The 24,608-nt window shown below is 66.3% G+C and carries 26 protein-coding genes and 2 tRNA genes; 15 read left to right on the top strand and 13 right to left on the bottom strand.

What is annotated here, in order from left to right; all coding sequences use genetic code 11:
- The first annotated feature begins 52 nt into the window (after window positions 1-52).
- The 6 genes from lon to VIF40_RS15090 all read left to right on the top strand — a co-directional run bounded on the left by lon (window position 53) and on the right by VIF40_RS15090 (window position 6,539).
- The gene (gene lon, locus VIF40_RS15115) at window positions 53-2,482 is read left to right on the top strand and encodes an endopeptidase La (protein ID WP_331938338.1); all 2,430 of its coding nucleotides are present in this window, start codon (window positions 53-55) and stop codon (window positions 2,480-2,482) included.
- A gap of 299 nt (window positions 2,483-2,781) precedes the next feature.
- A complete protein-coding gene (locus VIF40_RS15110) occupies window positions 2,782-3,066 on the top strand; it encodes an HU family DNA-binding protein (protein WP_331938386.1) in 285 nt (94 codons plus the stop codon).
- 179 nt (window positions 3,067-3,245) lie between these two features.
- Window positions 3,246-3,321: transfer RNA gene (locus VIF40_RS15105), tRNA-Val, on the top strand.
- Between the two features lie 127 nt (window positions 3,322-3,448).
- Window positions 3,449-4,105 (top strand): hypothetical protein, encoded by a 657-nt coding sequence (locus tag VIF40_RS15100; protein WP_331938337.1) that lies wholly within the window; start codon window positions 3,449-3,451, stop codon window positions 4,103-4,105.
- A 61-nt stretch (window positions 4,106-4,166) separates the two neighbouring features.
- Window positions 4,167-5,702 (top strand): acyl-CoA carboxylase subunit beta, encoded by a 1,536-nt coding sequence (locus VIF40_RS15095; RefSeq protein ID WP_331938336.1) that lies wholly within the window; start codon window positions 4,167-4,169, stop codon window positions 5,700-5,702.
- A gap of 486 nt (window positions 5,703-6,188) precedes the next feature.
- The gene (locus VIF40_RS15090) at window positions 6,189-6,539 is read left to right on the top strand and encodes a RidA family protein (protein WP_331938335.1); all 351 of its coding nucleotides are present in this window, start codon (window positions 6,189-6,191) and stop codon (window positions 6,537-6,539) included.
- Here VIF40_RS15090 and VIF40_RS15085 read toward each other — a convergent pair.
- Together VIF40_RS15085 and VIF40_RS15080 are read right to left on the bottom strand one after the other, a co-directional pair.
- On the bottom strand, window positions 6,523-7,305 hold the full coding sequence (locus tag VIF40_RS15085; protein WP_331938334.1) for a molybdopterin-synthase adenylyltransferase MoeB: 783 nt from the start codon (window positions 7,303-7,305) through the stop codon (window positions 6,523-6,525). The two genes, VIF40_RS15090 and VIF40_RS15085, sit on opposite strands and share 17 nt — an antisense overlap.
- 63 nt (window positions 7,306-7,368) lie before the next feature.
- The gene (locus VIF40_RS15080) at window positions 7,369-7,749 is read right to left on the bottom strand and encodes an ADP-ribosylation/crystallin J1 (RefSeq protein ID WP_414684818.1); all 381 of its coding nucleotides are present in this window, start codon (window positions 7,747-7,749) and stop codon (window positions 7,369-7,371) included.
- 520 nt (window positions 7,750-8,269) lie between these two features.
- Here VIF40_RS15080 and VIF40_RS15075 point away from each other — a divergent pair.
- Complete coding sequence (locus VIF40_RS15075; protein WP_331938333.1) at window positions 8,270-9,070, top strand: hypothetical protein; 801 nt, start codon at window positions 8,270-8,272, stop codon at window positions 9,068-9,070.
- Here the strand turns inward: VIF40_RS15075 and VIF40_RS15070 are convergent.
- Together VIF40_RS15070 and VIF40_RS15065 are read right to left on the bottom strand one after the other, a co-directional pair.
- Window positions 9,020-10,111 carry a glycosyltransferase family 1 protein gene (locus VIF40_RS15070; protein ID WP_331938332.1) on the bottom strand — a complete coding sequence of 364 codons (1,092 nt, stop codon included), beginning with the start codon at window positions 10,109-10,111 and terminating at the stop codon, window positions 9,020-9,022. The two genes, VIF40_RS15075 and VIF40_RS15070, sit on opposite strands and share 51 nt — an antisense overlap.
- Window positions 10,111-10,953, bottom strand: coding sequence for a UDP-2,3-diacylglucosamine diphosphatase (locus tag VIF40_RS15065; RefSeq protein WP_331938331.1), 843 nt, complete (start codon window positions 10,951-10,953; stop codon window positions 10,111-10,113). The genes VIF40_RS15070 and VIF40_RS15065 overlap by 1 nt, the downstream gene beginning before the upstream one ends.
- A gap of 166 nt (window positions 10,954-11,119) precedes the next feature.
- On the opposite strand from VIF40_RS15065, the gene VIF40_RS15060 reads away from it, so the two are divergent.
- The gene (locus tag VIF40_RS15060) at window positions 11,120-11,737 is read left to right on the top strand and encodes an XRE family transcriptional regulator (protein WP_331938330.1); all 618 of its coding nucleotides are present in this window, start codon (window positions 11,120-11,122) and stop codon (window positions 11,735-11,737) included.
- A 4-nt stretch (window positions 11,738-11,741) separates the two neighbouring features.
- Complete coding sequence (locus VIF40_RS15055) at window positions 11,742-12,995, top strand: MFS transporter (protein WP_331938329.1); 1,254 nt, start codon at window positions 11,742-11,744, stop codon at window positions 12,993-12,995.
- A gap of 10 nt (window positions 12,996-13,005) precedes the next feature.
- Here VIF40_RS15055 and bfr read toward each other — a convergent pair whose 3' ends face one another.
- A complete protein-coding gene (gene bfr / locus VIF40_RS15050; RefSeq protein WP_331938328.1) occupies window positions 13,006-13,482 on the bottom strand; it encodes a bacterioferritin in 477 nt (158 codons plus the stop codon).
- 34 nt (window positions 13,483-13,516) lie between these two features.
- Window positions 13,517-13,753 carry a (2Fe-2S)-binding protein gene (locus tag VIF40_RS15045; RefSeq protein ID WP_331938327.1) on the bottom strand — a complete coding sequence of 79 codons (237 nt, stop codon included), beginning with the start codon at window positions 13,751-13,753 and terminating at the stop codon, window positions 13,517-13,519.
- 347 nt (window positions 13,754-14,100) lie between these two features.
- On the opposite strand from VIF40_RS15045, the gene VIF40_RS15040 reads away from it, so the two are divergent.
- Together VIF40_RS15040 and VIF40_RS15035 are read left to right on the top strand one after the other, a co-directional pair.
- Window positions 14,101-14,970, top strand: a complete 870-nt coding sequence (locus tag VIF40_RS15040) for an alpha/beta hydrolase (protein ID WP_331938384.1) — start codon at window positions 14,101-14,103, stop codon at window positions 14,968-14,970.
- Entirely contained in the window at window positions 14,967-15,824 is an 858-nt protein-coding gene (locus tag VIF40_RS15035) for a patatin-like phospholipase family protein (RefSeq protein WP_331938326.1), read from the top strand. The genes VIF40_RS15040 and VIF40_RS15035 overlap by 4 nt, the downstream gene beginning before the upstream one ends.
- On the opposite strand, the gene VIF40_RS15030 is transcribed toward VIF40_RS15035, so the two are convergent.
- Both VIF40_RS15030 and VIF40_RS15025 read right to left on the bottom strand, forming a co-directional pair.
- Window positions 15,809-16,249 (bottom strand): nucleoside deaminase, encoded by a 441-nt coding sequence (locus VIF40_RS15030; RefSeq protein ID WP_331938325.1) that lies wholly within the window; start codon window positions 16,247-16,249, stop codon window positions 15,809-15,811. The two genes, VIF40_RS15035 and VIF40_RS15030, sit on opposite strands and share 16 nt — an antisense overlap.
- A gap of 157 nt (window positions 16,250-16,406) precedes the next feature.
- On the bottom strand, window positions 16,407-17,708 hold the full coding sequence (locus VIF40_RS15025; protein WP_331938324.1) for a UDP-N-acetylglucosamine 1-carboxyvinyltransferase: 1,302 nt from the start codon (window positions 17,706-17,708) through the stop codon (window positions 16,407-16,409).
- A gap of 181 nt (window positions 17,709-17,889) precedes the next feature.
- On the opposite strand from VIF40_RS15025, the gene VIF40_RS15020 reads away from it, so the two are divergent.
- Both VIF40_RS15020 and rsmD read left to right on the top strand, forming a co-directional pair.
- The gene (locus tag VIF40_RS15020) at window positions 17,890-19,503 is read left to right on the top strand and encodes a pseudouridine synthase (protein ID WP_331938323.1); all 1,614 of its coding nucleotides are present in this window, start codon (window positions 17,890-17,892) and stop codon (window positions 19,501-19,503) included.
- Between the two features lie 3 nt (window positions 19,504-19,506).
- On the top strand, window positions 19,507-20,061 hold the full coding sequence (rsmD, locus tag VIF40_RS15015) for a 16S rRNA (guanine(966)-N(2))-methyltransferase RsmD (RefSeq protein ID WP_331938322.1): 555 nt from the start codon (window positions 19,507-19,509) through the stop codon (window positions 20,059-20,061).
- A 16-nt stretch (window positions 20,062-20,077) separates the two neighbouring features.
- On the opposite strand, the gene VIF40_RS15010 is transcribed toward rsmD, so the two are convergent.
- From VIF40_RS15010 to VIF40_RS14990, 5 genes are all read right to left on the bottom strand, one after another.
- Window positions 20,078-20,644: a DUF1134 domain-containing protein gene (locus VIF40_RS15010; RefSeq protein WP_331938321.1), complete on the bottom strand. Its 567-nt coding sequence runs from the start codon at window positions 20,642-20,644 to the stop codon at window positions 20,078-20,080.
- A gap of 168 nt (window positions 20,645-20,812) precedes the next feature.
- Window positions 20,813-21,637, bottom strand: coding sequence for a 3'(2'),5'-bisphosphate nucleotidase CysQ (gene cysQ, locus VIF40_RS15005; protein ID WP_331938320.1), 825 nt, complete (start codon window positions 21,635-21,637; stop codon window positions 20,813-20,815).
- Window positions 21,638-21,640: 3 nt separating this feature from the next.
- Entirely contained in the window at window positions 21,641-21,928 is a 288-nt protein-coding gene (locus tag VIF40_RS15000; protein ID WP_331938319.1) for an acylphosphatase, read from the bottom strand.
- Between the two features lie 24 nt (window positions 21,929-21,952).
- On the bottom strand, window positions 21,953-22,825 hold the full coding sequence (panC, locus tag VIF40_RS14995; protein ID WP_331938318.1) for a pantoate--beta-alanine ligase: 873 nt from the start codon (window positions 22,823-22,825) through the stop codon (window positions 21,953-21,955).
- Window positions 22,822-23,271 (bottom strand): gamma-glutamylcyclotransferase family protein, encoded by a 450-nt coding sequence (locus tag VIF40_RS14990; protein WP_331938317.1) that lies wholly within the window; start codon window positions 23,269-23,271, stop codon window positions 22,822-22,824. Before VIF40_RS14990 ends, panC begins: the two co-directional genes overlap by 4 nt.
- 453 nt (window positions 23,272-23,724) lie before the next feature.
- On the opposite strand from VIF40_RS14990, the gene VIF40_RS14985 reads away from it, so the two are divergent.
- A tRNA-Ser gene (locus VIF40_RS14985) sits at window positions 23,725-23,814 on the top strand.
- A gap of 162 nt (window positions 23,815-23,976) precedes the next feature.
- The gene (locus tag VIF40_RS14980; RefSeq protein WP_331938316.1) at window positions 23,977-24,606 is read left to right on the top strand and encodes a hypothetical protein; all 630 of its coding nucleotides are present in this window, start codon (window positions 23,977-23,979) and stop codon (window positions 24,604-24,606) included.
- The last annotated feature ends 2 nt before the right edge of the window (window positions 24,607-24,608 follow it).

The raw sequence follows: 24,608 nt of genomic DNA, 5'->3' as shown, positions 1-24,608 counted from the left end.
GCGTCGCCCGCCCCGCTTCCGCGGGTGAGCGAAACGGAACAGGAAAAAAGAAATGACGAACGAAAAGCGCAATTCCATCGTTCCCGGCGCAATCGAGAGTTATCCGGTTCTGCCGTTGCGCGACATAGTGGTCTTTCCGCATATGATCGTTCCGCTCTTCGTGGCGCGCGACAAGTCGATCCACGCGCTGGAAGAGGTGACGAAGTCGGAGCGGCTCATTCTGCTCGCGACGCAGAAGAACGCCGGCGACGATGATCCGGCTCCCGATGCGATCTATTCGATCGGCACGCTCGCTTCCGTGCTCCAGCTGCTGAAGCTTCCCGACGGCACGGTCAAAGTGCTGGTCGAGGGCGTCGGCCGCGCCAAGGTGCGCAACTATACGCGCGTCGACGAATATCACGAGGCGGACGCCGAAGCGCTGGGCGACGAGATCGACCAGCCCGTCGAGGTCGAGGCGCTCGGCCGCTCGGTCATCGCCGAATTCGACTCTTATGTGAAGCTCAACAAGAAGGTCTCGCCGGAGATCGCCGCGGCGGTCACGCAGATCGACGATTTCTCCAAGCTCTCCGACACTGTCGCCTCGCATCTCTCGGTGAAGATCGCCGAGAAGCAGGATGTGCTGGAGACGGTCTCCGTCGCCAAGCGGCTGGAGAAGTGCCTCGCGCTGATGGAGAGCGAGATCTCCGTGCTGCAGGTCGAGAAGCGCATCCGCACGCGCGTCAAGCGCCAGATGGAGAAGACGCAGCGCGAGTACTATCTCAACGAGCAGATGAAGGCGATCCAGAAGGAGCTCGGCGACGAGGACGGCAAGGACGATCTCGCCGAGCTCGAGGAGCGCATCAAGAACACCAAGCTCTCGAAGGAGGCGCGCGACAAAGCCGTCGCCGAGTTCAAGAAGCTGCGTCAGATGTCGCCCATGTCCGCAGAAGCGACGGTGGTGCGCAATTATCTCGACTGGGTGCTGGCGCTGCCCTGGGGCAAGAAGTCCAAGATCAAGCGCGATCTCGAGGCTGCGCAGAGCGTTCTCGACTCCGATCACTTCGGCCTCGAGAAGGTCAAGGAGCGCATTCTCGAATATCTCGCCGTGCAGAGCCGCGCCAATAAGCTGACCGGCCCGATCCTGTGCCTCGTCGGCCCGCCCGGCGTCGGCAAGACCTCGCTCGGCAAGTCGATCGCCAAGGCCACCGGCCGTGAGTTCGTGCGCATGTCGCTCGGCGGCGTGCGCGACGAGGCGGAGATCCGCGGCCATCGGCGCACCTATATCGGCTCCATGCCCGGCAAGATCATTCAGTCGATGCGCAAGGCCAAGACGTCCAACCCGCTCTTCCTGCTCGACGAGATCGACAAGATGGGCATGGACTTCCGCGGCGATCCGTCTTCCGCTCTGCTCGAGGTGCTCGATCCGGAGCAGAACGCCACTTTCGCGGATCACTATCTCGAGGTCGACTACGATCTGTCGAATGTCATGTTCGTGACGACGTCGAACACGCTGAACATCCCTGCGCCCTTGATGGACCGCATGGAGCTCATCCGCATCGCCGGCTACACGGAGGACGAGAAGGCCGAGATCGCGCGCGCGCATCTCATCCCGAACACGGTCAAGAAGCACGGCCTCGCCGCCGACGAATGGTCGATCGACGACGAGGCGCTGCTGACGCTGGTCCGCCGCTACACGCGCGAGGCCGGGGTGCGCAATCTCGAGCGTGAGCTCTCCAACCTCGCCCGCAAGGCGGTGAAGGAAATTCTGCTCTCCAAGGAGAAGGGCAGAAAGGTTCACGTCACCAATGACAACATCACCGATTATCTCGGCGTCCATAAATATCGCTACGGCGAGGCGGAGCTCGAGGATCAGGTGGGCGTCGTCACCGGCCTCGCCGTCACCGGCGTCGGCGGCGAGCTGCTGACGATCGAAGGCGTGATGATGCCCGGCAAGGGCAAGATGACGGTGACCGGCAATCTGCAGGAGGTGATGAAGGAGTCGATCTCCGCCGCCGCATCCTATGTGCGCTCTCGCGCCGTCGATTTCGGCATAGAGCCGCCGTTGTTCGACCGCCGCGACATCCATGTGCATGTGCCGGAAGGCGCGACGCCCAAGGACGGCCCGTCGGCCGGCACCGCGATGGCGACGACGATCGTCTCGATCCTGACCGGCATTCCGGTTCGTCGCGACATCGCCATGACCGGCGAGATCACGCTGCGCGGCCGCGTGCTGCCGATCGGCGGCCTGAAGGAGAAGCTGCTGGCGGCGCTGCGCGGCGGCCTCAAGAAAGTGCTGATCCCGGAGGAGAACGCCAAGGATCTGGCGGAGATCCCGGACTCGGTGAAGAACGGCCTCGAGATCGTGCCATGCTCGCGCATGGACGAGGTGCTCGCGCATGCGCTCGTGCGTCAGCCGACGCCGATCGTCTGGGAGGAGCCCGCGCCCGCGATCGCGGCCAACAAGGTCGTCGAGGATGACGCGACCGGCGTGCGCGCGCACTGAAGGCTTCGGCCCCTCTCTCGCGGCTCGGCCGCGGGGGAGGGGCCTGCGCCCCAGACCGAGCGGCATAAAGCCCCGGTTTCCGCCTGTTTCCCCACCGTCTCGCGCTCAGGCGCCCGGAATTCCAGGGATTCCGGGGCCGCATGTGCTTCTAACCCTTGCTTTTGCTGACATTCCAGCACATCACTCACCTGTGCCGGGTCCGAGCGATTCGACGCCGCTCGATTTTCGGCGCTCAGCCCATGCCGGCGCTCAGCCCATGTCGACGACCGGCTCCCGGCGGAAGCAGAAGGGATGAGACCATGGTCAATAAATTGGAGCTGGTCGAACACGTCGCCGAGGCGACCGAGACTTCGAAGGCTGCCGCCGCCGCGGCCCTCGACGCCGTGATCGACGGAATCACCGAGGCCCTCAAAAAGGGCGAAGAGGTGCGGCTGGTCGGTTTCGGCACCTTCTCCGTCAAGAAGCGCGCGGCCGGCACAGGCCGTAATCCCGCGACCGGCGAAGAGATCAAGATTCCGGCCTCCAATAGCGCCCGCTTCAAGCCCGGCGCCACCCTCAAAGCGGCGCTCAACACGGCCAAATAGCAAGGCCGAGTAGGGCTGGCCCCGCCGCCCGGCTCCCCCCTTTCGACCGGAATTCCAGTTCGCCGCCGGGGCGCGACCGTCGCCGGCGGCTTTGCCGTTTTGTCGCCCCTGCGCGACTCGTCTTGCGTGGAGGGGGCGCCCTCCCGTAAACAATGCGGCGTCGATCCCGGTCGGCGCGCGGGCGGTTAGCTCAGTCGGTAGAGCGTCTCGTTTACACCGAGAGGGTCGGCGGTTCGAGTCCGTCACCGCCCACCAGGCCGCGATTTGGCAGGCCGCGATCGGGAGAGACCCGCAGGAGCGGCCTGTCGTCTGGCCGCGCCGAGGCGACGCAGACGAGGCGGGAATTGGCCGCATATGAGGATCGAGACGCAGCGCCGAGAGCATGAGCCGAAATTTCATCCTTCTCCTCGCTCTATCCGCGCTTTTGGCGGCGCCTTCGGCCTGCGCCGAGGAAATGTCCTTCCGACTCGCGACGACGGCCAACGCCAATTGCGCCGACCATTGCCCGCGGGTCATCGTGGCGGAGGGCGAGATCGTCGAGAACACGGCCGACGCCTTTGTGAGCTTCTTGCGCGACCAAGGCCGCGAGACCGAGCTTCGGAGCATCGTGCTCCTCGACTCGCCCGGCGGCCGCGTGGTCGCCTCCATGCAGCTCGGCCAGGCGCTGCGCCGGCTGGACATGGCGGTCATCGTCGCGCGTGTGGAGACGGAGAGCGGCGCGCTCGTCTCCGGGCGCTGCTATTCCGCCTGCGTCTATGCGCTGATGGGCGGTCGCCGGCGGGTGATCCCGCGGCAGAGCCGCGTCGGCGTCCACCGCATGTTCAATTATGTCGACGGCGTCGATCCGATGAGCGGCGAAGTGCTGCGCGAGCGCCGCTACGACGACGGCGGGATGCGCCGCACGCTTCTGCGCTACAGCGCCTCCATGGGCGTGAGCCGGGAACTGATCGCGCTCGCCGAGCGCACCTCGCCCGATCGCGTCCATCTTCTCTCCGCCGCCGAGATCGCCCGCTGGCGCCTCGGCTCGCCCAGACTGTAAACGAACCGCCGAGCGGGGAACTCGTCGGCGCATCCACTCAACCGGCAGGATTGGTCGTTCCATGAAACATATCATCGATGGTCTCGAGCAGCGGCGCGATTCGGCGCGTCTCGGCGGCGGCGTCAAGCGCATCGACGCGCAGCATGCGCGCGGCAAGCTCACCGCGCGGGAGCGGATCGAGCTGCTGCTCGATCATGGCTCCTTCGAGGAGTTCGACATGTTCGTCGCGCATCGCTGCGCCGATTTCGGCATGGACCAGGGCGAGAAGATCTCCGGCGACGGCGTCGTCACCGGCTGGGGCACGGTCAATGGGCGCGCCATCTTCGTCTTCGCCAAGGACTTCACCGTCTTCGGCGGCTCGCTGTCCGAGACCCATGCGCAGAAAATCACCAAGCTGCAGGATATGGCGCTCAAGAATCGGGCGCCGATCATCGGCCTGTTCGACGCCGGCGGCGCGCGCATTCAGGAGGGCGTCGCGGCGCTCGGCGGCTATGGCGAGGTGTTCCAGCGCAATGTGATGGCCTCGGGCGTCATTCCGCAAATTTCCGTCATCATGGGCCCCTGCGCCGGCGGCGACGTCTATTCGCCGGCCATGACCGACTTCATCTTCATGGTGCGCGACACGAGCTATATGTTCGTCACCGGCCCGGACGTCGTGAAGACCGTGACCAATGAGACGGTGACGGCGGAAGAGCTCGGCGGCGCCTCGGTGCACACCACCAAGAGCTCCATCGCCGACAAGGCCTTCGACAATGACGTCGAGGCGCTGCTGCAGATGCGCCGGCTCATCGACTTCCTGCCCTCCTCCAATAAGGAGGAGCCGCCGGAATGGCCGAGCTTCGACGAGGCCGAGCGTCTCGACGCCTCGCTCGACACTCTGGTCCCCGACAATCCGAACAAGCCCTATGATATCAAGGAGCTGATCACGAAGATCGCCGATGAGGGCGATTTCTTCGAGATTCAGGAGACGCACGCCAAGAACATCGTCGTCGGCTTCGGCCGTGTCGAGGGCCGCACGGTCGGCTTCGTCGCCAATCAGCCCATGGTGCTCGCCGGCGTGCTCGATATCGACGCCTCGAAGAAGGCGGCGCGTTTCGTGCGCTTCTGCGATTGCTTCAACATTCCGATCGTTACTTTCGTCGACGTCCCGGGCTTTTTGCCGGGCACGGCGCAGGAATATGGCGGGCTCATCAAGCATGGCGCCAAGCTGCTCTTCGCCTATGCCGAGGCCACCGTGCCGAAAGTGACGCTCATCACGCGCAAAGCCTTCGGCGGCGCCTATGACGTCATGGCCTCCAAGCATTTGCGCGGCGACGTCAACTACGCCTGGCCGTCCGCGCAGATCGCCGTCATGGGCGCCAAGGGCGCCGTCGAGATCATCTTCCGCGCCGATATCGGCGACGCCGAGAAGATCGCTCAGCGCACCAAGGAATATGAGGATCGCTTCCTGTCGCCCTTCGTCGCCGCCGAGCGCGGCTATATCGACGAGGTGATCATGCCGAGCGCGACGCGCAAGCGCATCGCCCGCGCGCTCGCCTTGCTGCGCCACAAGGAATTGGAAAACCCCTGGAAAAAGCACGATAACATCCCGCTCTGACCTACCCTTGCGGGCAGGGCGGCGCGTCGACTTTTCCAGCCGGTCGACGCGCCGGCCGCCCAAGCGGAGAACAGCCTGCCCCGATGGCGGGCGCCGTCAGCACAATTTCATTCCAGCTGCCGGCTTTTTCGGGTGACAAAACGCCACGGCTGTCATAATGTCCCCCTCGCCGAGCTGGCTAAAAACATTTGAGCGCAGAATGCGTTCTACCAATCGCTGGCTGAGGTCCAAGTCGGGGAGGACGCCGGAACTCTGCCCATCTGCGAGACGCTCCACACCAATTCTCGCGGATGGCGCCTATCGATGAGTCCGGTCAAAGGACGGGTACCAAAGAGTGGGGAGAGGCAAGGGCCGTCCCCGCTCTTTGTGTATGTAGAGCTACGATAGAGCTTTCCACTCGATAGATAGTCAGACCCTATCAAGCGCGGCTCGCGCCGCCGCCGCGGTCCCCCGAATCCACATTCGCAACTCTCGGAGAATCGGAAAATGTCCATCAAGCGGATCGGCGCCGGCGCGCGCATGAGCAAGGCCGTCGTGCATGGCGGCGTGATCTATACGGCGGGCCAGGTCGCCGAAGCCGCCAAGGGCGGCCCGGTCGCCGATCAGACGCGCGAGATCCTCGGCCTCATCGACACGATCCTCCAGGAGGCCGGCAGCGAGAAGGCCAAGATTCTCTCGGCGACGATCTATCTCGCCGACATTGCGACCTTCGCCGAGATGAACGGCGTCTGGGACGTCTGGGTCGACAAGAGCAATCCGCCGGCGCGCGCCACTGTCGAGGCGAAGCTCGTCACGCCGGACTACAAGATAGAGATCGCCGTCATCGCGGCGCTGTGACGCCGGTCAGCGGATTGTCCGGATCATAGGCGTAGCGCAGCGTCTCGAAGCGCATGGAGCGGGCGTCCATCAGCAGCAGGCGCCCGACCAGCCCCTCGCCGAAGCCGACGATCTCGCGGATGACTTCCAGCGCCATCATCGCGCCGACGACGCCGGTCATCGCGCCGAGCACGCCGGCCTCCTCGCAGCTCGGCACGGCGCCCGGCGGCGGCGGCGCGGGGAAGAGGCAGCGATAGGTCGGATTGGGCTTGCCCGCGGGGCCGGTCTCGAAGGGGCGCAGCGTCGTCAGCGAGGCGTCGAAGCCGCCGACCGCCGCGGTGACGAGCGGCTTCCTTTCATAGAAGCAGGCGTCGGAGACGAGATAGCGCGTCGCGAAATTGTCGGAGCCGTCCGCGACGACGTCATAGGCGGCGATAAGCGCGCGCGCATTGTGCTCTGTGAGCCGCAGCGCATGGGGCTCCACATGGACATGCGGATTGAGCCGATGGATCGCCTCTTGCGCGCTGTCGACCTTCAGCCGGCCGACGCCGGTCGTCTGGTGAATCACCTGTCGCTGTAGATTGGAGAGCGAGACCTCGTCGTCATCGACGATTCCGAGCGCGCCGACGCCGGCCGCCGCGAGATATTGCAGCAGCGGCGCGCCGAGCCCGCCCGCGCCGACAACCAGCACGCGCGCCTTCTTCAGCCGCTGCTGGCCGGGCCCGCCGACCTCGCGCAGCACGATATGGCGGGCGTAGCGTTCGATTTCGTCGGACGATAGGCTCATCGTTTATGAATCCTGCTCGTTAGTCCATGCGGGCCGCGATCCGCCTGATCGCGCGTCATATGTCTATCCATCGATCGTGGGGTCCTGCGTGGCCGGGAACTCGGCCGTGACTTCGATCATTCCGACGATTGCCGCATTGAAGGGGGCGAGATCTGCCGCTGGTATCCAATATTCGCAATATTCGCGACCGCCTGCCGTCTGAGCCGGGTAGCGCGCGATGAAGTCCCGACGTATCCGGAAGCGGGTCACAAATCCGCCTCCACGTGGGCCGTTCCAATCACGCGCGATCTTGACCGCATAAGCTTCGGTCAGGACGGGATAGAAAATCGGCTGCTCGGGCAAACGAGGCGGAAATTCACGCATCCCGGATGCTGCGATCAATTCCAGCTCGAGCGGGCCGACCGGTCTCCAGAGCGTGGCGGCGTCGTTGTCGAGAAGCGCCATAATACGATGGCATGCTGCGCGAATGGGATCGCGAAATCGCTCTTCGGCTTCTGCGATTTTGTGATCCTCTATCGCCAAGGCCGAACGAGCCCACATCGCTCGCTCGGCGCCGATCGGCAGGGCGTCGGTGTCTGAATCGACGGCGATGAAAGGGAGCAGCGCTTCGCCCATTTCTGGCCAAGCCGGCGCAATGTGATGCCGCAGTTGACCCAAGGCCCGCGACGCCGCGATCACGCCGATCTCGCCCTCGAGAAGGCAAAGAACGACTCTTCTCAATTCTTCATCGACCGATGCGCGATATTCCAGGTTCAGCCGGTAGGATTCGGAACTCATTCGAAGACTTTCTCGGCTCGCGCGCTGATCGTGACCGCCGGATGGCTGCCGATCCGCAGCCTGATGATAACGCGCCTAGCGCCGGCGCGACACATGAACGGCGCTGGCGTTTTTCCTGCTTGATTAAAAACCGTTCCCAGCTTTTCCTGAGCATGATGCCGATTCGCGGCGCATGGACAGACGGCTCATGACTCTACCGGCTCCGCCCACCGGCCTCTATCCCGAAGACTATGAGCGCATCGAAGAGGCGGTGATGGAGACCGTCCGCGGCCGATGGTTCCTGCTCGAATTCGCGCGTCGTCAGCGCGCCGAGGAGACCGAGCGGCTCATGCTCGCCGTCGATCGTCTGGAGCGCGTCGCAGCGCGTGCGGAGGAGCAGGAGGCGGCCGTCGATTGGCGTCTGCCGCGCCGTCTCGTCGAACGCGCGCAGGAATTCGCGCAGACGCTGCGCGCCAGCGGCGTCGAGGAGCCGCTCTGCGCGCAGGCCGACGCGCTGGCGGCGCAATTCTCCAGATTGCTCGACATGCCAGTGGCGGAGAGAGAAGAGCCGCCGCGCGCGATCGCCGAAGCCGCGCCCGTCGAGATCGTCGCGGATTATGTCGAGATCGCCGAGCTGCCGGTCGAGCCTCTCGTGCTCGAGCCGGTCGCCGCGGAGGAGCAGTTCGAGATCGAGCAGTTCGAGATCGAGCACGCCGAAATTTGCGCGGAGCCGTTCACGATCGAAGCGGAGCCGGAAATCGATCTCGTCTTGGAGGAGCCCGCGCCGCTCGACGAGGAGCCGCCGCTCGTCAAAGCCGCCGAAGCGCCCGTCGCGGAGCCGCCGGCCGCCAATGGAATCGTGTTCGAGGAATTCGTCGCTCGGGCGATCCTGCCGGATGCGATGACGCCGCCGAAAGCCGCGCCGTCGCGGCCTATCGATCCGCGCCTCGTGGCGCTGTCACGGCTCGATCATCTCCCCCTGAACGAAAAGCTTCGGCTGTTTGGCTGAGCAGGCTTTGCCCGCCGCCTGAGCCGCCGCCGCATCGACGCCGTTCTGATGCGCGAGCGCGACATTGCCGAGAAACTGCTGCGCGCTCGCCTCCCAGGTGAAGGTCAGCGCATGGGCGCGCGGCGCGGCGGACGGAATCTCCGTCGCCGCGAGGCAGGCCGCCTGCAAATCTTCGCTCAGCACGCCGGCTCCGCTCGCGCCGACAACATCGAGCGGCCCCGCCACCGGAAAAGCGGCGACCGGCAGGCCGCAGGCCATGGCCTCGAGCAGCACCATTCCGAAAGTGTCTGTGCGGCTCGGAAAGACGAACACATCCGAGCTGGCGTAGAGCGTCGCCAGTTCCGCGCTGGTCTTCACGCCGAGGAAGCGCGCCTGCGGATAGGCGGCCTCGAGCGCCGCCCGCGCGGGGCCGTCGCCGGCGACGAGCTTCGTGCCCGGCAGGTCGAGCGCGAGAAAAGCCTCGATATTCTTCTCCACGGCGAGCCGGCCGGCGTAGAGATAGATCGGCCGCGGATAGCCGAGATCGACCGCCTTGTCTGGATGGAACAGCTCGTGATCGACGCCGCGCGACCAGCGCATCAGCCGGCGGAATCCGCGCGCGGAAAGCTCCTGCGCCAGCGTCTGCGTCGAGACCATCGTCCCCGCGCCGCTATTGTGAAAACGCCGCAGCAGCGCATAGGTCACGCCGACCGGCAGCCGCGTGCGGGCGTGAATATATTCGGGAAAGCGCGTGTGATAGCTGGTCGTGAAGCGCCGGCCCAGGCGCAGGCAGCAGGCGCGCGTCGCCAGCCCCACGGGCCCTTCGGTCGCGATATGGACATGGTCATAGCCCTGCGCCAGCCGTTTCGCCACCGCTCCCGCCGTCGCGAAGGCGAGCTGAATCTCCGGATAGGTCGGCATGGGAATGGAGGAGAAATCCTGCGGGGTCAGGAAATCGATCGATGCGCCGAGCGCGCTCGCCGCGCTCGCCATCGCCTCCAGGGAACGCACGACGCCGTTGACTTGCGGACGCCAAGCGTCCGTCCCGATCAATATCCGCATCAGGCGGCGGCCCTCGCCTGAGTTAGAGCCGGGGGCTGCTGTGCGGGGGCCTCGGCCGCCGCCTGCTCCTTGGCGGTCTTCCGCCAATAGAGAATTTCGAAGCGCCCGTCGGGGTGCTCGGCGATCGCTGTGCAGCTCTCGACGAAATCGCCGGTGTTCACATAGAGCATCCCATCGATCTGACGGATCGTCGCATGATGAATATGGCCGCAGACGACGCCGTCGACGCCGCGCCGCGCCGCTTCCGCCGCCAGCGTCTGCTCGAAATCGCCGATGAAATTCACTGCGTTCTTCACCTTCAGCTTGGCCCAGGCGGAGAAGGACCAATAATCGACGCCGAACAGGCGGCGCACGCGATTGGCCCAGGTGTTGGCGAACAGCGCGGCCTCATAGGCCCAATCGCCGAGAAAGGCGAGCCAGCGCGCATGGCGCACGACGATGTCGAACTGATCGCCATGGATGACGAGCATTTTCTTGCCGTCGGCGGTCTCGTGAATGTCGGTCTCGGCGACCTCGACGCCGCCGAACTCCATCCCCGTATAGTCGCGAGCGAACTCGTCGTGATTGCCGGGCACATAGACGACGCGCGCGCCCTTGCGCGCCTTGCGCAGCAGCTTCTGCACGACGTCATTGTGCGCCTGCGGCCAATACCAGCCGCCCTTCAGCCGCCAGCCGTCGACGATGTCGCCGACGAGATAGAAGGTGTCGGCGTCGTGATGCTTCAGAAAGTCGAGCAGCAGCTCGGCTTGAAGCCCTCTGGTGCCGAGATGGAGATCCGACAGGAACAGCGTCCTGAAGCGCTTGGCGCTCTGCGAATCGGCCAATGAATCGATTGCGGTCATTTTGACGCGCCCGCCTCTTTTTGTGCCGCAGCGTCTCCTTCCCACCAGATTCGTGTTGCGTAACGATGACACCGGCCGCGACGACCCGCGTCGGAGTGAAAATCCCGTTCGATATTTCGAACGAATTCGATTATCTATCCGGACCACATCCGAGCGGAGCAGAGAGATGGGCGTGGAAGGCCGAGAAAAGCAGAAGATTCTGGAAGCGGGAGCGCTGGCTTTGTCCGGCCAGCTCGGCGCGACTGTCCAGCGTCTGCGCAAGGCCTATAATCTGTCGCTGTCGGAACTCTCCCAGCAATCCGGCGTCGCCAAATCGATCATCAGCCAGATCGAGCGCAACGAGACCAATCCGACGCTCGCGACGATCTGGCGCCTCGCCCATGCGCTCGATGTCTCCATCGAGCGTGTGCTGCAGACCACGGAGGACGAGCCCTTCCTCGAGAAAACCAGCCGTGCGGACACGCCGATGCTCGTCTCCGACGACGGCAAGTGCCGGCTCGAGATCATCGGCTGGATCAAGACCGTCGAATGGCTGCAATGTTATGAATTTTCCGCCGATCCGGGTGGAGTTCTGGAATCCGACGCGCATCAGCGCGGCTCTGTCGAGAGCCTGTCCTTGAGAGAGGGCGAGCTCGAGGTCGAGGTCGCCGGCGCAAAGGAGATCGTGCGCGCGGGCGAGACGCTGCGCTATCGCTGTGACCGTCCGCATGTGATCCGCAACCTGGGGCGGAGCGCCGCCCATGCGACCATGGTCTGCATTCTCAAAGCCGCCGCGATGGAGTGAGCATTTGATCGATTCTCAGAGCGGCGAGACGGCGGCGGGCCGCCACGCGGAGCTCAGGCTGTCGCTGCTGCAGGCCTCCATTTACGCCATTGTCGGCGTCCAGCTCCCATTCTTCGCCATCTGGCTGTCGTCGCGCGGTCTCGACGCTTTCGAGATCGCCGCCGTTCTCGCGGTTCAGCCGGTCATTCGCATCGGCTCGATGCTGCTCGCCTCGCGGCGGGCCGATCGGCGCGGCGATCATGGCCCGCTGCTGGTCGGCTGCATGGCGGCGGTGGCGGCCGCCTATGCGGTGATGGGCCTCTCCACCGGCTTCTTCGCGCTGCTCGTCGCCGGCGCCATGGTCGCGCTGGCGCAGGGGCCGCTGGCGCCGCTCGCCGACGGCGTCACCTTCGGCGAGGCGCGACGGCGCCGCGAGGCCGGCCTGCCGCAGCTGCATTATTCGTGGGTGCGCGGCTGGGGCTCCATGTCGATCCTCGTCTTTCTCGCGGCGAGCGGGCCGGTCGCCGGAGCGCTCGCGGTGGAGGACATCGTCTGGCTGCTCGCCGCGGTGGGCGTGCTCGCGTGCCTCGCGTGCTTCGGCTCGCTGATCGGCTTCGGCTCGTCGGGCGCGCGCGCGGAGAGGCTGTCCGTCGGCCGCATCGCCCGACCGGAGCTGGTGGCGCTCGTCATCGTCGCCGCCGCTCTGGTGCAAGGCTCGCATTCCATGGTCAACACATTCGGCGCGCTGCATTGGAAGCAGCAGGGCCATAGCGACAGTTTCGTCGCTTTCGCCTGGGTGGCCGCGCTCGCCACCGAGGTCGTCGTCTTTCTGATGGCCGCGCGCTGGTTCGGCGGCGAATCCAAGGCCGGCGCCTTTCTCCTCGTCGGCGCGATCGGCGCTGTGCTGCGCTGGCTGCTGATGTCGGCCGATCCCGGTCCGCTCGGCATCTTCTGCGCCCAGGCGCTGCACGGCGCCTCATGCGCCGCGGTGCAGATCGGCCCGGCCTATCTGCTCGCCGAGCTCGGCGGCAAGGAGCGCCTCGCGCAATCGCAGGCCTGGCTCGCGGCGGCGATCGCCGGCGGCAACAGCCTGTTCACCTTGCTGTCGGGGCCGCTCTATGAGCAGGCGGGCGAGCGCGCCTATCTGGCGATGGCGGCCGTCGCTTTCGTCGGCCTGCTGCTGTCCTGCGCGGTGGCGCAGCTCTGCGCCAATCGTCACGCGAGGGCGGAAACGGCGCGGGAGACCCACGCCGCCGAGCCCGAGCATTCGAGCGCCTGACGGCCTCTCGTCAGGAGAGGTCGCCGATGTGCTTTTGCGAATAGAGCTGGACGCCGAGCTGCTTGATCAGCTCGAGCTGCGTCTCCAGGAAGTCGATATGGCGCTCCTCGCTCTCGACCACCTCCTCGAACAGCAGCTTGCTGACGCGGTCGTTGATCGACAGCGCATAGGCCGCCGCCTCGAGATAGAGCGCGCGCGCGTCGACTTCCGTGGCGAGATCGAGGCGGATGATCTCCTCGACCGACTGGCCGATGCGCAGAGGATCGAGGCTCTGCATGTTCGGAAAGCCTTCGAGGAAGAGAATGCGATGCACGAACTTATCGGCGTGCTCCATCTCCTCGATGGATTCGTGCCGCCACTTCTTGCCGAGCTCCTTGAAGCCCCAATTGTCGAGGATGCGATAATGCAGCCAATATTGATTGATCGCCGTCAGCTCGGCGCGGACGCCACGATTGAGATATTCCAAGAGCTTCGCGTCACCGCGCATGGGTCCCCCTTCCGCCCGGCCAGAGCAGGCCGGGTCATGCAGCCAATTCGTCGGCGCGACAATTATCGCATTCGCCGGCTCCGCTGCAATGATCGGAAGGGACCGACGCATGCTGATCGACGATCGCGCTGATGTTGCGCGCGCACCGGCCGCAGCGTGGCTCGCACCCCATATGTCGAAAGATCGCGCCGACGCTCGGTCGATCCGATCTTCCCCCGAGAGCCTCGCGGACCTGGCCGTCCGAGAGCACATTGCAAGAGCAGACGATCATCTCCGCACCTAGTTTGGAAGGGTTGTAAACTAGCTGTGATTTCAGTAGTTTATCGTACCGTTCCGGTTCTGGCTAGAGGTCTTTGTCGGTTTCCCGACACGGGCCTCGGGGATCGCGGAGACAACGCAAATCGCGCGCCACGGCCCCATGGCCGCGCCAGATTATTTGTTGTGGATAAAAGGCGCGGCAAGAGCGGAAGCCTCTCGGGCCGGGCCCTTTTGAAAATCTTTCGCGCCGAGAAAGGCTTCAGACGAAGCCTCGCGCGGTCCCTCGCACCCGAAGAGCATGGAACCGGTGAAGGGGCATGGAACCGATGAAGGGGATGGAACCTATGTCCGACCTCGCAGATCTCTTTCCCGGCTTCGCCTCGCATTGGATCGACGGCGCCCGCCGGCTCCGTCTTCGCCCGCTCCGCGGGCTCCGGCCCGCCGCTGCTGCTGCTGCACGGATTCGGCGAGACCCATGTCGCCTGGGCCCGGATCGCGCCGCGCCTCGCCGAGCGCTTCTTCGTCGTGGCCATGGATTTGCGCGGCTATGGTTGGTCCTCGGCGCCGCCGAGCGAGAAGGGCGAGGCCTATACGAAGCGCGCACAGGGCGAGGACGTCATCGTCGTGATGGAGCAGCTCGGCCATGTGCGTTTCTCGCTCGTCGGCCATGATCGCGGCGCGCGCGTCGGCTTTCGTCTCGCGCTCGACCATCCGGGCCGGCTGGAGAAGCTCGCGCTGCTCGACATAGCCCCGCTCGAGGAATCGATCGGCGACTCCGATCTGCGACGCCTGGGCCGCGCGCGCCTGCTGTCGCAGCCCGCGCCCAAGCCCGAGCAGCTCATCGGCCTCGATGCGAAAGGCTTCCTCGAGGATGCGCTGGCGAGCGCGACCAAATCCGCGACGCTCGACGCTTTCGATCCACGCGCGCTCGCCCATTATCGCGCCGCCTTCGACGAGCCGTCGCGCATCCATGCCTTTTGCGAAGATTTTCGCGCCGGCGCGGGGCCGGACCGCGCGCTCGATCTCGCCGATCGCGCGGCGGGCAAAAAGATCATCGTGCCGACGCTGGCGCTGTGGGGCGCGGCGAGCGTCTCCGGCCATGGCGCTGCGCTGCTCGCGCAATGGCGCGAATGGGCGAATGATCTGAGCGGCGTCGAGATCGACAGCGGCCATTATCTCGCCGAGGAGGCGCCCGAGGCGACGCTCGCCGCGCTCGACGCTTTTCTGTGAGTCCATTCGGCTTCAGCGTCGCAGTGGCGCTCGGCGGCGGCGGCGCGCGCGGCCTCGCCCATATCGCGGTGCTGGAGGCGCTCGACCAATTGGGCGTGCGTCCCTGCGCCATCGCCGGCACGTCGATCGGCGCGATCGTCGGCGCCGCCTATGCTGCGGGATTTACGGGAGCGCAGCTGCGCGCTCATGCGGAGCAGACGTTCCACAATCGCATGCGCCTCGCGCGGCGGCTGCTGCGCTCGCGTGCGCGTCGCCGCGCGCGCACCTTCTCCGATCTCGCGCATCCCGCGCTCATCGACGCGGAGCGTTTCCTCGACGCCTTCTGGCCGCAGGGAATGCCGGAGACTTTCGAGGAGCTGCAGATTCCCTTCACTGCCGTGGCGACGGATTTTCGCCTGCGCCGCGAGGCCGCGATCTCTAGCGGACCGCTGCGGCCGGCCGTCGGCGGCTCCATGGCCATTCCGGGTCTGGTGCGGCCGGTCGTCCATGGCGACAGCTTTCTGATCGACGGCGGCCTCGTCAATCCGCTGCCCTACAATCATCTCGCCGGGCGCGCCGATATCGTGCTCGCCGTCGATGTCTCCGGCGCGTCGAGCGAGCGGGCGCGCAATCGCCCGCCCTCGCCGATAGAGACGATCATCGTCGCCAGCCAGATCATGATGAACGCCATCAGCGAGCGCATGATCGAGGAGAGCCCGCCCGACGTGCTGATCTCGCCCGCGGTCAATCAATATCTCGCGCTGGATCTGTTCAAGGCGAAGCGCATCTTCGCGGCGGGCGACGCCTGTCGCGCGCAAGTGATCGAAGGATTGCAGAGCGCCGCCGAGCGGCTCGAGCGTCAGCGCCGCGCCTGAAAAAAAGCGCGCAGCAAGTCCGCCGCCTCGCTCTCGCGCAAGCCGCCATAGACCTCCGGCGCATGATGACAGGTCTTCAGCGAGAAGAATCGTGCGCCATGCTCGACGCCGCCGCCCTTGGGATCGTCGGCGGCGAAATAGAGCCGTCTGATGCGCGCGAAGGAGATCGCCGCCGCGCACATGGCGCAGGGCTCGAGCGTGACATAGAGATCGCAATCGACGAGCCGCTCGTTCCCGAGCGCCACGCAGGCGGCGCGAATGGCGAGCATCTCCGCATGAGCCGTGGGGTCTTTATCACGCAGCGTGCGATTGCCCGCGACGGCGATGATCTCGCCATTGCGCGCTATGGCCGCGCCGACGGGCACCTCATTGGCGGCGAAGGCTTCGCGCGCGGCATCGAAGGCGGCGGTGAGGGGGTCGGTCATCGCGCATGACCGCGCGCCCCCTCCCTCACCCGCTCCCGCTTTGCGGGAGAGGAGAGCGGCGGGCGTTTCGCATCATCTCGATGAAGCGCGCGATCTTCTCCCTCTCCCGCGGAGCGGGGGAGGGCCGGGGAGGGGGCGTGCAGGGAGCTTTCTCCCCTCAATCCCCGCCGGTCCATTCCACCTCCGCGCCGAGCATGCGCAAATTCTCGACGAAGCGCGGATGCGCGCGCTTGATCGGCGTGGCGTTATGGATCATCGAGCGCCCTTCGATGCTCGCCGCCAGCATCAGCAGAGCGATGGCGACGCGGATGATATAGGGGCTCTCCACCTGCGCCGGGACCAGTGGCTTGCCGCCGAAGGCGATCAGCCGATGCGGGTCCGACAAAAACACATGCGCGCCGAATTTGGAGAGCTCGCCGGTCCAGCCGAGCGCGCCGTCATAGACCTTGTTCCAGAACATCACGCTGCCCTCGGCCTTGACGCCGAGCGCGATGAAGATGGGCAGGAGATCGACCGGCAGATAGGGCCAGGGCGCCGCCTCCACCTTCTGCAGCACATTGCGGGTGAAGGGCTCCGCCACTTTCAACGGGCCATTGGCCCTGGTCTTGGACCAGCCATCCTCATGGACGACATGCACGCCGAATTTCGCGAAGGTGCGGTCGATCAGCGGAAACTGATCCGGCGCGGAATTCTTCACCTCGACGCCGCCGCCGGTGATCGCGCCCAGCGCCAGAAAGGTCGCGACCTCGTGGAAATCCTCGATCAGATGGAACTCGCCGCCGGAGAGCGCGTCGACGCCGTCGATGGTCAGCTGCGAGGTGCCGATTCCCGAGATGCGCGCGCCGAGCGTCTGCATGAAGGCGCAGAACTCCTGCACATGCGGCTCGGAGGCGGCGTTGGTGAGCTTGGACTGGCCGCTGGCCAGCGCCGCGCACAGCACGAAATTCTCCGTCGTGGTGACGGAGGCGTAGTCGAGCCAGTGCCGCGTCGCGCGCAGCGGGCCGTCGGAGCGGATGACGAGCGAATCGTCGCTGCGCTCGATCGTCGCGCCGAAGGATTTCAGCACCTCTATATGCGGATCGATCTCGCGCGCGCCGAGCGTGCAGCCCTTCACATCGTCCTCTATGCGGGCGACGCCGAAACGCGCCAGCAGCGGCGGGGCCAGCATGATGGAGGAGCGCATCTCCGCCGGCAGGCGATGGATGGACGGATCGAAGCGCGTGTCCTCATGGCGCAGCTCGAGCAGCCCGGTCGCAAAATCCATCCGCACATCGCTGCCGAGCGTGCGGAACAATTCGAGGATCTTCTTGACGTCGGTGATCTCCGGCACGCCATGGATGCGCAGCGGGCGGCTGGTCAGCAGCGTGGCGCAGAGAATGGGCAGCACGGCGTTCTTATTCGCGGAAGGGACGATCCTGCCGCTGAGCGGGCGTCCGCCATGCACGATCAGATGAGCCATACCGCCTCCAGACGTCTGTTGCCTCTATGCGCCGAAATAGGGGAGGCCGGCCGCCTTTCGCGGGGCGAGGGCGCAACTCCCTAGGGGATTTGAGGCCATAACTCGGATTCATGGCGAATGACGAGTGAAAAAGCGGCCGCAGCGCCTTTCTCTTCCGCCCTTCGACCTGCTATCAGGGCCCATGACCGACAAAAAGCCAGAAAGACCCGCCCGCCGTAAGGACGGCGGCGACCAGCCGCCGCGTCGTCGCGCGCCGGTAAAGCCCGCGCCCGACGATTCGGCCGCCAGCGCCTTCGAGGGCGAGCGCATCGCCAAGGTCATGGCGCGCGCCGGCGCCTGCTCGCGCCGTGACGCCGAGATCTGGGTCGCCGAGGGGCGCGTCTCCGTCAATGGACGCGTGCTGGACAGCCCCGCCTTCAATGTGCAGGAGGGCGACCGCATCGAGATCGACGGCGCCCCGATGGCGGAGCGCGAGCCCACGCGGCTGTTTCTGTTCCACAAGCCCGCCGGCCTCGTCACCAGCGCCAAGGACCCGGAGGGACGCGAGACCGTCTTCGGCTTCCTGGAGGAGCGCTTTCCCGATCTGCCGCGCCTCGTCAGCGTCGGGCGGCTCGACATCAACACCGAAGGCCTGCTGCTGCTCACCAATGACGGCGGCCTCGCCCGCACGCTCGAGCTTCCGGCGACGGGCTGGACCAGGCGCTACCGCGTGCGCGCGCACGGCGATATCGATCAGGCGCGGCTCGATGCGCTGAAGGCGGGCGTCACCGTCGACGATGTCGATTATGCGCCGATCGAGGCCAGGCTCGACCGCGTGCAGGGGGCCAATGTCTGGATCTCCATGACGCTGCGCGAAGGCAAGAACCGCGAGATCAAGCGCGTGCTCGAGCATTTGGGGCTCGACGTCAATCGGCTGATTCGCATTTCCTTCGGTCCCTTCCAGCTCGGCGACATCGCGGAGGGCGTCGTCGAGGAGGTGCGGCTGAAGACATTGCGCGAGCAGCTCGGCAAGGGATTGGCCGATCTCGCCGGCGTCGATTTCTCCTCGCCGCGGCGCGAGACCGACGAGCCGCCCCATGTGGCGGCCGAGGAGGCGCGTCAGCGCGCCAAGACGCGCTCGCGCAAGCATGTCGACACGCTGCGCGCCGAGCGCGAGGAGACCCGCGGCAAGGGCCCGCGCGCTCGTATCGAGAGGGCCGCGACCAGCGACCGCAAGGGCCGCGCCGTGCCGGTGGAGAAGATCGTGTCCGTGCGCCGCGCCGAGGAGCCGGCGACGACGCGCAACGCCCGCCGCTTCCGCGCCGAGCGAAACGAGGGCGAGGCGGGCTCGGGCGAGCGTCGCTCGCCGCCGCGCGCCGCGAGCGGGGAGGCGCCCGTCCGGCGTCGCTTCACAGCGGAGCGCCCTCCGCGCCGCGACGACGAGGCGCGTCCTCCGCGCCGCGATGGCGAGGGCTGTCCGCCGCGTCGCGAGGGAGCGGATTCGCGTCCGCGCACGGGCGAGGGGGCGAAGCGTTTCGAGCGCAGCGGGGCGAGCTTCGGGGCCGGCGAAGGCCGGGCTCCGCGTCGTGATGGCGAAGGGCGTCCGCCGCGTCGCGAGGGAGGCGAGGGCCGTCCGCCGCGCAAGGACGGCGACGCTCGTCCGCCGCGTCGCGACGGCAAGGCCGGCGAAGCGCCGCGCCGTGGGCCGCCTCGCGGGGGCGACAAGCCGCGCGGCGCCGGCCCAGCAGGCAAGGGTCCGCGCAAGCCCGGCGGAGGTCCGCGCAAGCCGGGCGGCGCGCCGCGCAAGCCGCGCTAGCCCATGCGCATCGTCGCCGGCGCCTTTCGCGGCCGCGCGCTGAAGGCGCCGCAATCGCAGGCGATCCGTCCCACTTCGGATCGCCTGCGCGAAACCATCTTCGATATTCTCGCCCACGCCTATGACGATCCGGTTTCGGGCGCGCGCGTCGTCGATCTCTTCGCCGGCACGGGCGGGCTCGGCCTCGAGGCGCTGTCGCGCGGCGCCGAGCGAGTCCTTTTCGTCGACGAAGGCGCGGAGGCGCGCGCGCTGTTGCGCGCCAATGTCGAGACGCTGGGCGTGGGCGGCGTCACGCGCGTCTTCCGTCGCGACGCGACCAAGCTCGGCCTCGCGCCGGCGGGCGACTTATTCACCCTGGCTTTTCTCGATCCGCCCTATGGCCGCGATCTCGCGACGCGCGCGCTCGCCTGCCTCGTCGGAGGCGGCTGGCTCGCCGAGGGCGCGCTGATCCTCGTCGAAGAGGGCGCCGAGGCGCCGCTCGTTCTGCCCGAAGGCGTCGTCGAGGCGGAGCGTCGCCGCTATGGCGACACGCAGATCGTTTTCGCGCGGCGCCGGTGAGACGGCGTCGCTCCGGTCAGAACGGATTCCACGTCGCTTCCGGCGTGAATTTCAGATAGCCGAGATTGAGGCCCAATCGCGCGCCGAGCCCGGCGCGGATGGGCGCGACGACGACGCCGTCGGCCGAGAGCTCGGTGAAGCCCAATCCGCCGACCAGATAGGCCGAGCCGGCGACGCCGCCGAAGCGCGTGTAGATCGCGTCCACCGCGGGCAGATTATAGATGAGCATCATGGTGCGGTCGCCATCGGCGCCGGCGTCGAAGCCGAGCGAGGGCCCCTGCCAATAGACGCGGCGTTGGCCGGCCCTGCGCGTGTACATGACGCCCTCGCCATAGCGCAGGCCGCCGACGAAGGCGCCCGATCCCTCCTGGCCGAGCACATAGGCGTTGGGCCGGCCCCAGCGCTGCGCCAATTGCTCGACGCCCTGCGCGAGATCGCGCGCGATCGCGCCGAAGAAGCGGTGGCCGCTGCGCACCACCTCGTCGCCGGACATGGGCTCCAATCTCTGCTCCGGCCGCTCGCCATAGCCGGCGCGCGCCGGCGCCGGCGGCGACAGCGCGGCGGCCGCGGCGAGAGCGAGCATCTCTCTGCGAGTCGGGAGCGTCTGGCTCGGAATCGAAAGTGCGGCGCGCATGACGAAAACCCCCGTTGCGGCGAAAGCGAATCAGTCGGCTGATTTTCGATGCGATCGTGTCGCGCCTATGGCGCCTCGGCGGCGCCTCCTCGCGGGAAGGAGAATCTCGCGGCGGTCTTAACAAAGTCTTGCGGCGGCGGGGTCGCCGTAAGCGATGAAGGGCCCGTTGCGATAGGCGTCGCCCGCCTTGCCGTAGACGAGCGGTCGGCCGGACGGATCGACGACGCCGCCGCCGGCCGCGCGCAGCACGGCGTCGCCGGCCGCCGTATCCCATTCCATCGTCGGGCCGAAGCGCGGATAGAGATCGGCCGCGCCCTCCGCCAGCCGGCAGAATTTGATCGAGGAGCCGACGTCGCGCGTGGCGGCGACGCGATGCGTTTCGAGAAAGGCCTTCGTCGCTTCGTCGAGATGCGAGCGGCTGACCAGCGCCGTCGGCCCCGCGATGGGCAGGGCGCGCACGCGTAAGGGGCGCCAGGCGTCCCGCGGCGGCGCCGGCTGGCCGGGCTCCGCATCGGCGGCGAAAGCGCGCGCGCCGGCGAACCATAATTGCCCGAGCGCCGGGGCGTAGACCGCGCCGGCGCGCGGCGCGCCCGCGACGATGAGGCCGATGTTGACGGTGAACTCGCCGCTGCGCGCCAGAAACTCGCGCGTGCCGTCGAGCGGATCGACGAGCAGGAAGGTCTCGGCGCGGGCGAAATCGGCGCCGGCGGCGGCGGCCTCCTCGGCGACGATGGGAACGCCCGGCATCAGCTCGGCGAGACGCGGCGTGAGAAAGGCCTCGATCTTCTCATCCGCCTCGCAGACCGGGCTCGCATCCTTTTTCGCGCGCGCGTCGATGGTGGGGGAGGCGAGAACCGCCATGGCGATCGCGCCGGCGCGCGTCGTCAGATCGGCGAAGGCCGCGGCGAGCGCGTCGAAATCCTCATCGCTCCGCAGCGGCATGATTCAGAACTCCACATCGCCACGCCGCTCGACGAGAGCGGCCTCGCTCGTCTCTTCCTGTCGCAGATCGTCGACGCGCGCCAGCGGCGGTCCGCGCCGCGCCGTTTCGACCAGCGCATCCAGCGCGTCGCGCAGCCCGGCGGCGACGATCTCCACCGCGCCATCGTCGCAATTGCGCGCCCAGCCGGCGAGCGCGAGGCGCCGCGCCTCCCGCGCGACAAAGGCGCGAAAGCCGACGCCCTGCACGCGGCCGCGCACGGTGATGCGGAACACGAGCCGCGCCTCGCTCATCGTCGTCCTCTCATCGCCGTTCTCTCACTGCGGCGGCGCCGCCTCGACGGCGACATTGTCGATGAGCCGCGTCGCGCCGAGCTTTGCCGCGACCAGCAGCCGGATCGGCCCATCGTGGCGGCGGGCGACGCGCGCCAGAGTCTCGGCGTGGCGCGCCTCGAGATAATCGATGAGGAAGCCTTTCGCCGCGATCTGCTCGCGCGCCTCGGCCATCACATGGCCGATCGGCTCGCCCTCGGCGATGCGCCGCGCCGCCTCCCTCAGAGCGCGATAGAGCGCGGGCGCGGCGAGCCGCTCCTCCCTGGCGAGATAGATGTTGCGCGAGGACATTGCGAGGCCGTCGTCCTCCCGCAGCGTCGGCGCGCCGACGATCTCCGAGCGCAGATCGAGATCGCGCGCCAGACGCTCGATCACCAGCAATTGCTGATAGTCCTTCTCGCCGAAGACGGCGACGTCGCTGTCGGCCTGATTGAGCAGCTTGGCGACGACGAGCGCGACGCCGGCGAAATGCGTCGGCCGGAAACGATCCTCGAGATCGGCGACCGCCGGCCCGCCGACAGTGACGGCGGTGACGAAGCCCGGCGGATAGATTTCCTCGAGCGCGGGCGCATAGCAGAGATCGGCGTCGACGCGGGCGAGCGTCTCGACATCGGCCGGGAGCGTGCGCGGATAGCGCTCGAAATCCTCGCCGACGGAAAATTGCGTGGGATTGACGAAGACCGAGACGATGACGCGGCGGGCGCGCCGGCGCGCCTCCTCGACCAGCGAGAGATGGCCCTCGTGCAGCGCGCCCATGGTGGGGACGAAGCCGACGCGCTCGCCGCGCGCCCGCCATTGCGCGACGCGCTCGCGCAGCTCGGCGAGCGTATGGACGGTCGGAACGGGGAAGGCGCTCATCTTCGGCTCATCCTCTGCTGCGCGGAGGGCGTGAGGCTCTCCAGAAAAGCGATATAGGCCGCCGGCAGGCCGAGCTCCCGCGCCGCCGCGACGACGCTCTCGACATAGCCCGGGGCCGGGGCGCCCTCGCGGGTCGCAGCTCCGAGATAGACGAGCGCCCGCGCCGAGCCGACAGGCGCGCGCAGCACCGGCTGCACGACCTTGCGGTAGAGCCCGCGGCCCACCTCCTCGTAACGATCGAGGGCGGCAACATCCGCCATGGCGAGATCGTAGAGCAGGCCATGGACCTGCGCGCGGGCGTCCGGGACGACGGTGGCGAAGCCGGTCTCCATGATGGCGAAGCGAAAGCGGGCGAGCCGGCCGAGCCCCAGCGGGCGCGACTGCGGGCAGCGGGCGGCCATTGCGGCGACGTCCAAATTGGCGCCATAGGCGAAATAGAGCGGCATGTCGGCTTCTCGGATGCGGGCTTCTTGGTTGCGGGCGAAGCTTAGAGCGCTTTCCGATCGAACGGAATCGTTCGATCGAGCAGAATTCGCTCCAAAGAAGGAATGTCGGAGCGCCGCCGCCAGCGAGTGCCGGCAAAGTCTCGCGAAAACAAAAGAGCCCGGCCTTCGCCGGGCTCCCGAGTGAGAACGGCCCCTGGGAATCAACCGTCCTCATGGGCTATTCTCAGCGTTGAATGCAGCTTTAGAAATGCGTCGAATCGACGCGACGGCTCATGGGAGGGGCGGGGGATGGAGGAGTTCGAAGGCGGCTTTCTTCGCAATGCATTGTTCGGCCTCGTCCTCGCTCTGGCGATTGCGATCGTCTACGTATGGTTTCGCTAGGCCGGTTGACGCGCGGCGACAGAGAAGCGATAGGCTGACCGTCGCGCGGCCCCTCGCGGGGTCCTCGGGTTCGGAAGGGTGGCCGAGTGGTTTAAGGCAGCGGTCTTGAAAACCGCCGTGGGGGAAACCCTACCGTGGGTTCAAATCCCACCCCTTCCGCCAATTCAATGGCTTACGTCGATTTTTGCGTCCGCATACCGCGCAATCGGTGAGCATGGAAGCTGTTCGCTTCGACACGAGAACCTGCACATTTGCTCTGGTTTTGTTCGACGTTACGTCGTCGCATGCGTCTCGCGAATCCATCACTGATTTATATGGGGCGTCATGTTCTCACTCCACTTCGATGGTCTTCCCCAAAGCGAGCGGGATGAAGCACTCTCGTTACAACGAAACGTCGCTTCGCTTTCCAGCGTATGCGACAGCTTTGCGGCAGCGGTTGAGCTTTTTGAGCATTGCAGCAATCCATCACTGCAATCGCAAGCGAACCCAAACCGCATCGATGTGGGTAAGTTCAACCTGCATAAGAATTGGCGGCTTATCGCCGCGCGATCAGGCGCGATATCTATCTACGAGTTTTATCAGATCACACAGGGTATAAATGCGTCGATACCCAAATGCCCAACACTCGAACCTTACGTAGACGCGGTTGCAAGAAAAAAGTCGGCAAGTATTTTTGCTGAAAGCTTTCCACGTTTTGCTGATTTGAGGCATTTTGCGGCGCATGGTGCGGAAATGACAAATAATCACCAGAAGGCTATGCAGCATGCACTGAAGCCATTTGGAAGCACATTCGTTATAATGAATTGTTCAATCATAGAAAATCAATTTTCTATTACCTCAAATGGGGTCGTTTTAGGCTATTCTGTAAATAAAGAGTCTGCAAATAAGCTCAAAGCGGCGCTGGATGCTTACCTTGAGGCGCTTCGACCGTTGCAGGATTTTCGACAGAAATAGGA

Source organism: Methylosinus sp. (assembly GCF_036560965.1).
In the GTDB taxonomy this organism is placed as follows: Bacteria; Pseudomonadota; Alphaproteobacteria; order Rhizobiales; family Beijerinckiaceae; genus Methylosinus.
Note: the sequence above shows the minus strand (reverse complement) of the source record. Positions and strands in the feature narration are given on the sequence as shown.

Bases quoted from the DNA above. Each gene is read 5' to 3' on its own strand.
- lon (WP_331938338.1), top strand. From the start codon at position 53: ATGACGAACGAAAAGCGCAATTCCATCGTTCCCGGCGCAATCGAGAGT.
- VIF40_RS15110 (WP_331938386.1), top strand. From the start codon at position 2,782: ATGGTCAATAAATTGGAGCTGGTCGAACACGTCGCCGAGGCGACCGAG.
- VIF40_RS15100 (WP_331938337.1), top strand. From the start codon at position 3,449: ATGAGCCGAAATTTCATCCTTCTCCTCGCTCTATCCGCGCTTTTGGCG.
- VIF40_RS15095 (WP_331938336.1), top strand. From the start codon at position 4,167: ATGAAACATATCATCGATGGTCTCGAGCAGCGGCGCGATTCGGCGCGT.
- VIF40_RS15090 (WP_331938335.1), top strand. From the start codon at position 6,189: ATGTCCATCAAGCGGATCGGCGCCGGCGCGCGCATGAGCAAGGCCGTC.
- VIF40_RS15085 (WP_331938334.1), bottom strand. From the start codon at position 7,305: ATGAGCCTATCGTCCGACGAAATCGAACGCTACGCCCGCCATATCGTG.
- VIF40_RS15080 (WP_414684818.1), bottom strand. From the start codon at position 7,749: ATGGCGCTTCTCGACAACGACGCCGCCACGCTCTGGAGACCGGTCGGC.
- VIF40_RS15075 (WP_331938333.1), top strand. From the start codon at position 8,270: ATGACTCTACCGGCTCCGCCCACCGGCCTCTATCCCGAAGACTATGAG.
- VIF40_RS15070 (WP_331938332.1), bottom strand. From the start codon at position 10,111: ATGCGGATATTGATCGGGACGGACGCTTGGCGTCCGCAAGTCAACGGC.
- VIF40_RS15065 (WP_331938331.1), bottom strand. From the start codon at position 10,953: ATGACCGCAATCGATTCATTGGCCGATTCGCAGAGCGCCAAGCGCTTC.
- VIF40_RS15060 (WP_331938330.1), top strand. From the start codon at position 11,120: ATGGGCGTGGAAGGCCGAGAAAAGCAGAAGATTCTGGAAGCGGGAGCG.
- bfr (WP_331938328.1), bottom strand. From the start codon at position 13,482: ATGCGCGGTGACGCGAAGCTCTTGGAATATCTCAATCGTGGCGTCCGC.
- VIF40_RS15045 (WP_331938327.1), bottom strand. From the start codon at position 13,753: ATGATCGTCTGCTCTTGCAATGTGCTCTCGGACGGCCAGGTCCGCGAG.
- VIF40_RS15030 (WP_331938325.1), bottom strand. From the start codon at position 16,249: ATGACCGACCCCCTCACCGCCGCCTTCGATGCCGCGCGCGAAGCCTTC.
- VIF40_RS15025 (WP_331938324.1), bottom strand. From the start codon at position 17,708: ATGGCTCATCTGATCGTGCATGGCGGACGCCCGCTCAGCGGCAGGATC.
- VIF40_RS15020 (WP_331938323.1), top strand. From the start codon at position 17,890: ATGACCGACAAAAAGCCAGAAAGACCCGCCCGCCGTAAGGACGGCGGC.
- rsmD (WP_331938322.1), top strand. From the start codon at position 19,507: ATGCGCATCGTCGCCGGCGCCTTTCGCGGCCGCGCGCTGAAGGCGCCG.
- VIF40_RS15010 (WP_331938321.1), bottom strand. From the start codon at position 20,644: ATGCTCGCTCTCGCCGCGGCCGCCGCGCTGTCGCCGCCGGCGCCGGCG.
- cysQ (WP_331938320.1), bottom strand. From the start codon at position 21,637: ATGCCGCTGCGGAGCGATGAGGATTTCGACGCGCTCGCCGCGGCCTTC.
- VIF40_RS15000 (WP_331938319.1), bottom strand. From the start codon at position 21,928: ATGAGCGAGGCGCGGCTCGTGTTCCGCATCACCGTGCGCGGCCGCGTG.
- panC (WP_331938318.1), bottom strand. From the start codon at position 22,825: ATGAGCGCCTTCCCCGTTCCGACCGTCCATACGCTCGCCGAGCTGCGC.
- VIF40_RS14990 (WP_331938317.1), bottom strand. From the start codon at position 23,271: ATGCCGCTCTATTTCGCCTATGGCGCCAATTTGGACGTCGCCGCAATG.
- VIF40_RS14980 (WP_331938316.1), top strand. From the start codon at position 23,977: ATGTTCTCACTCCACTTCGATGGTCTTCCCCAAAGCGAGCGGGATGAA.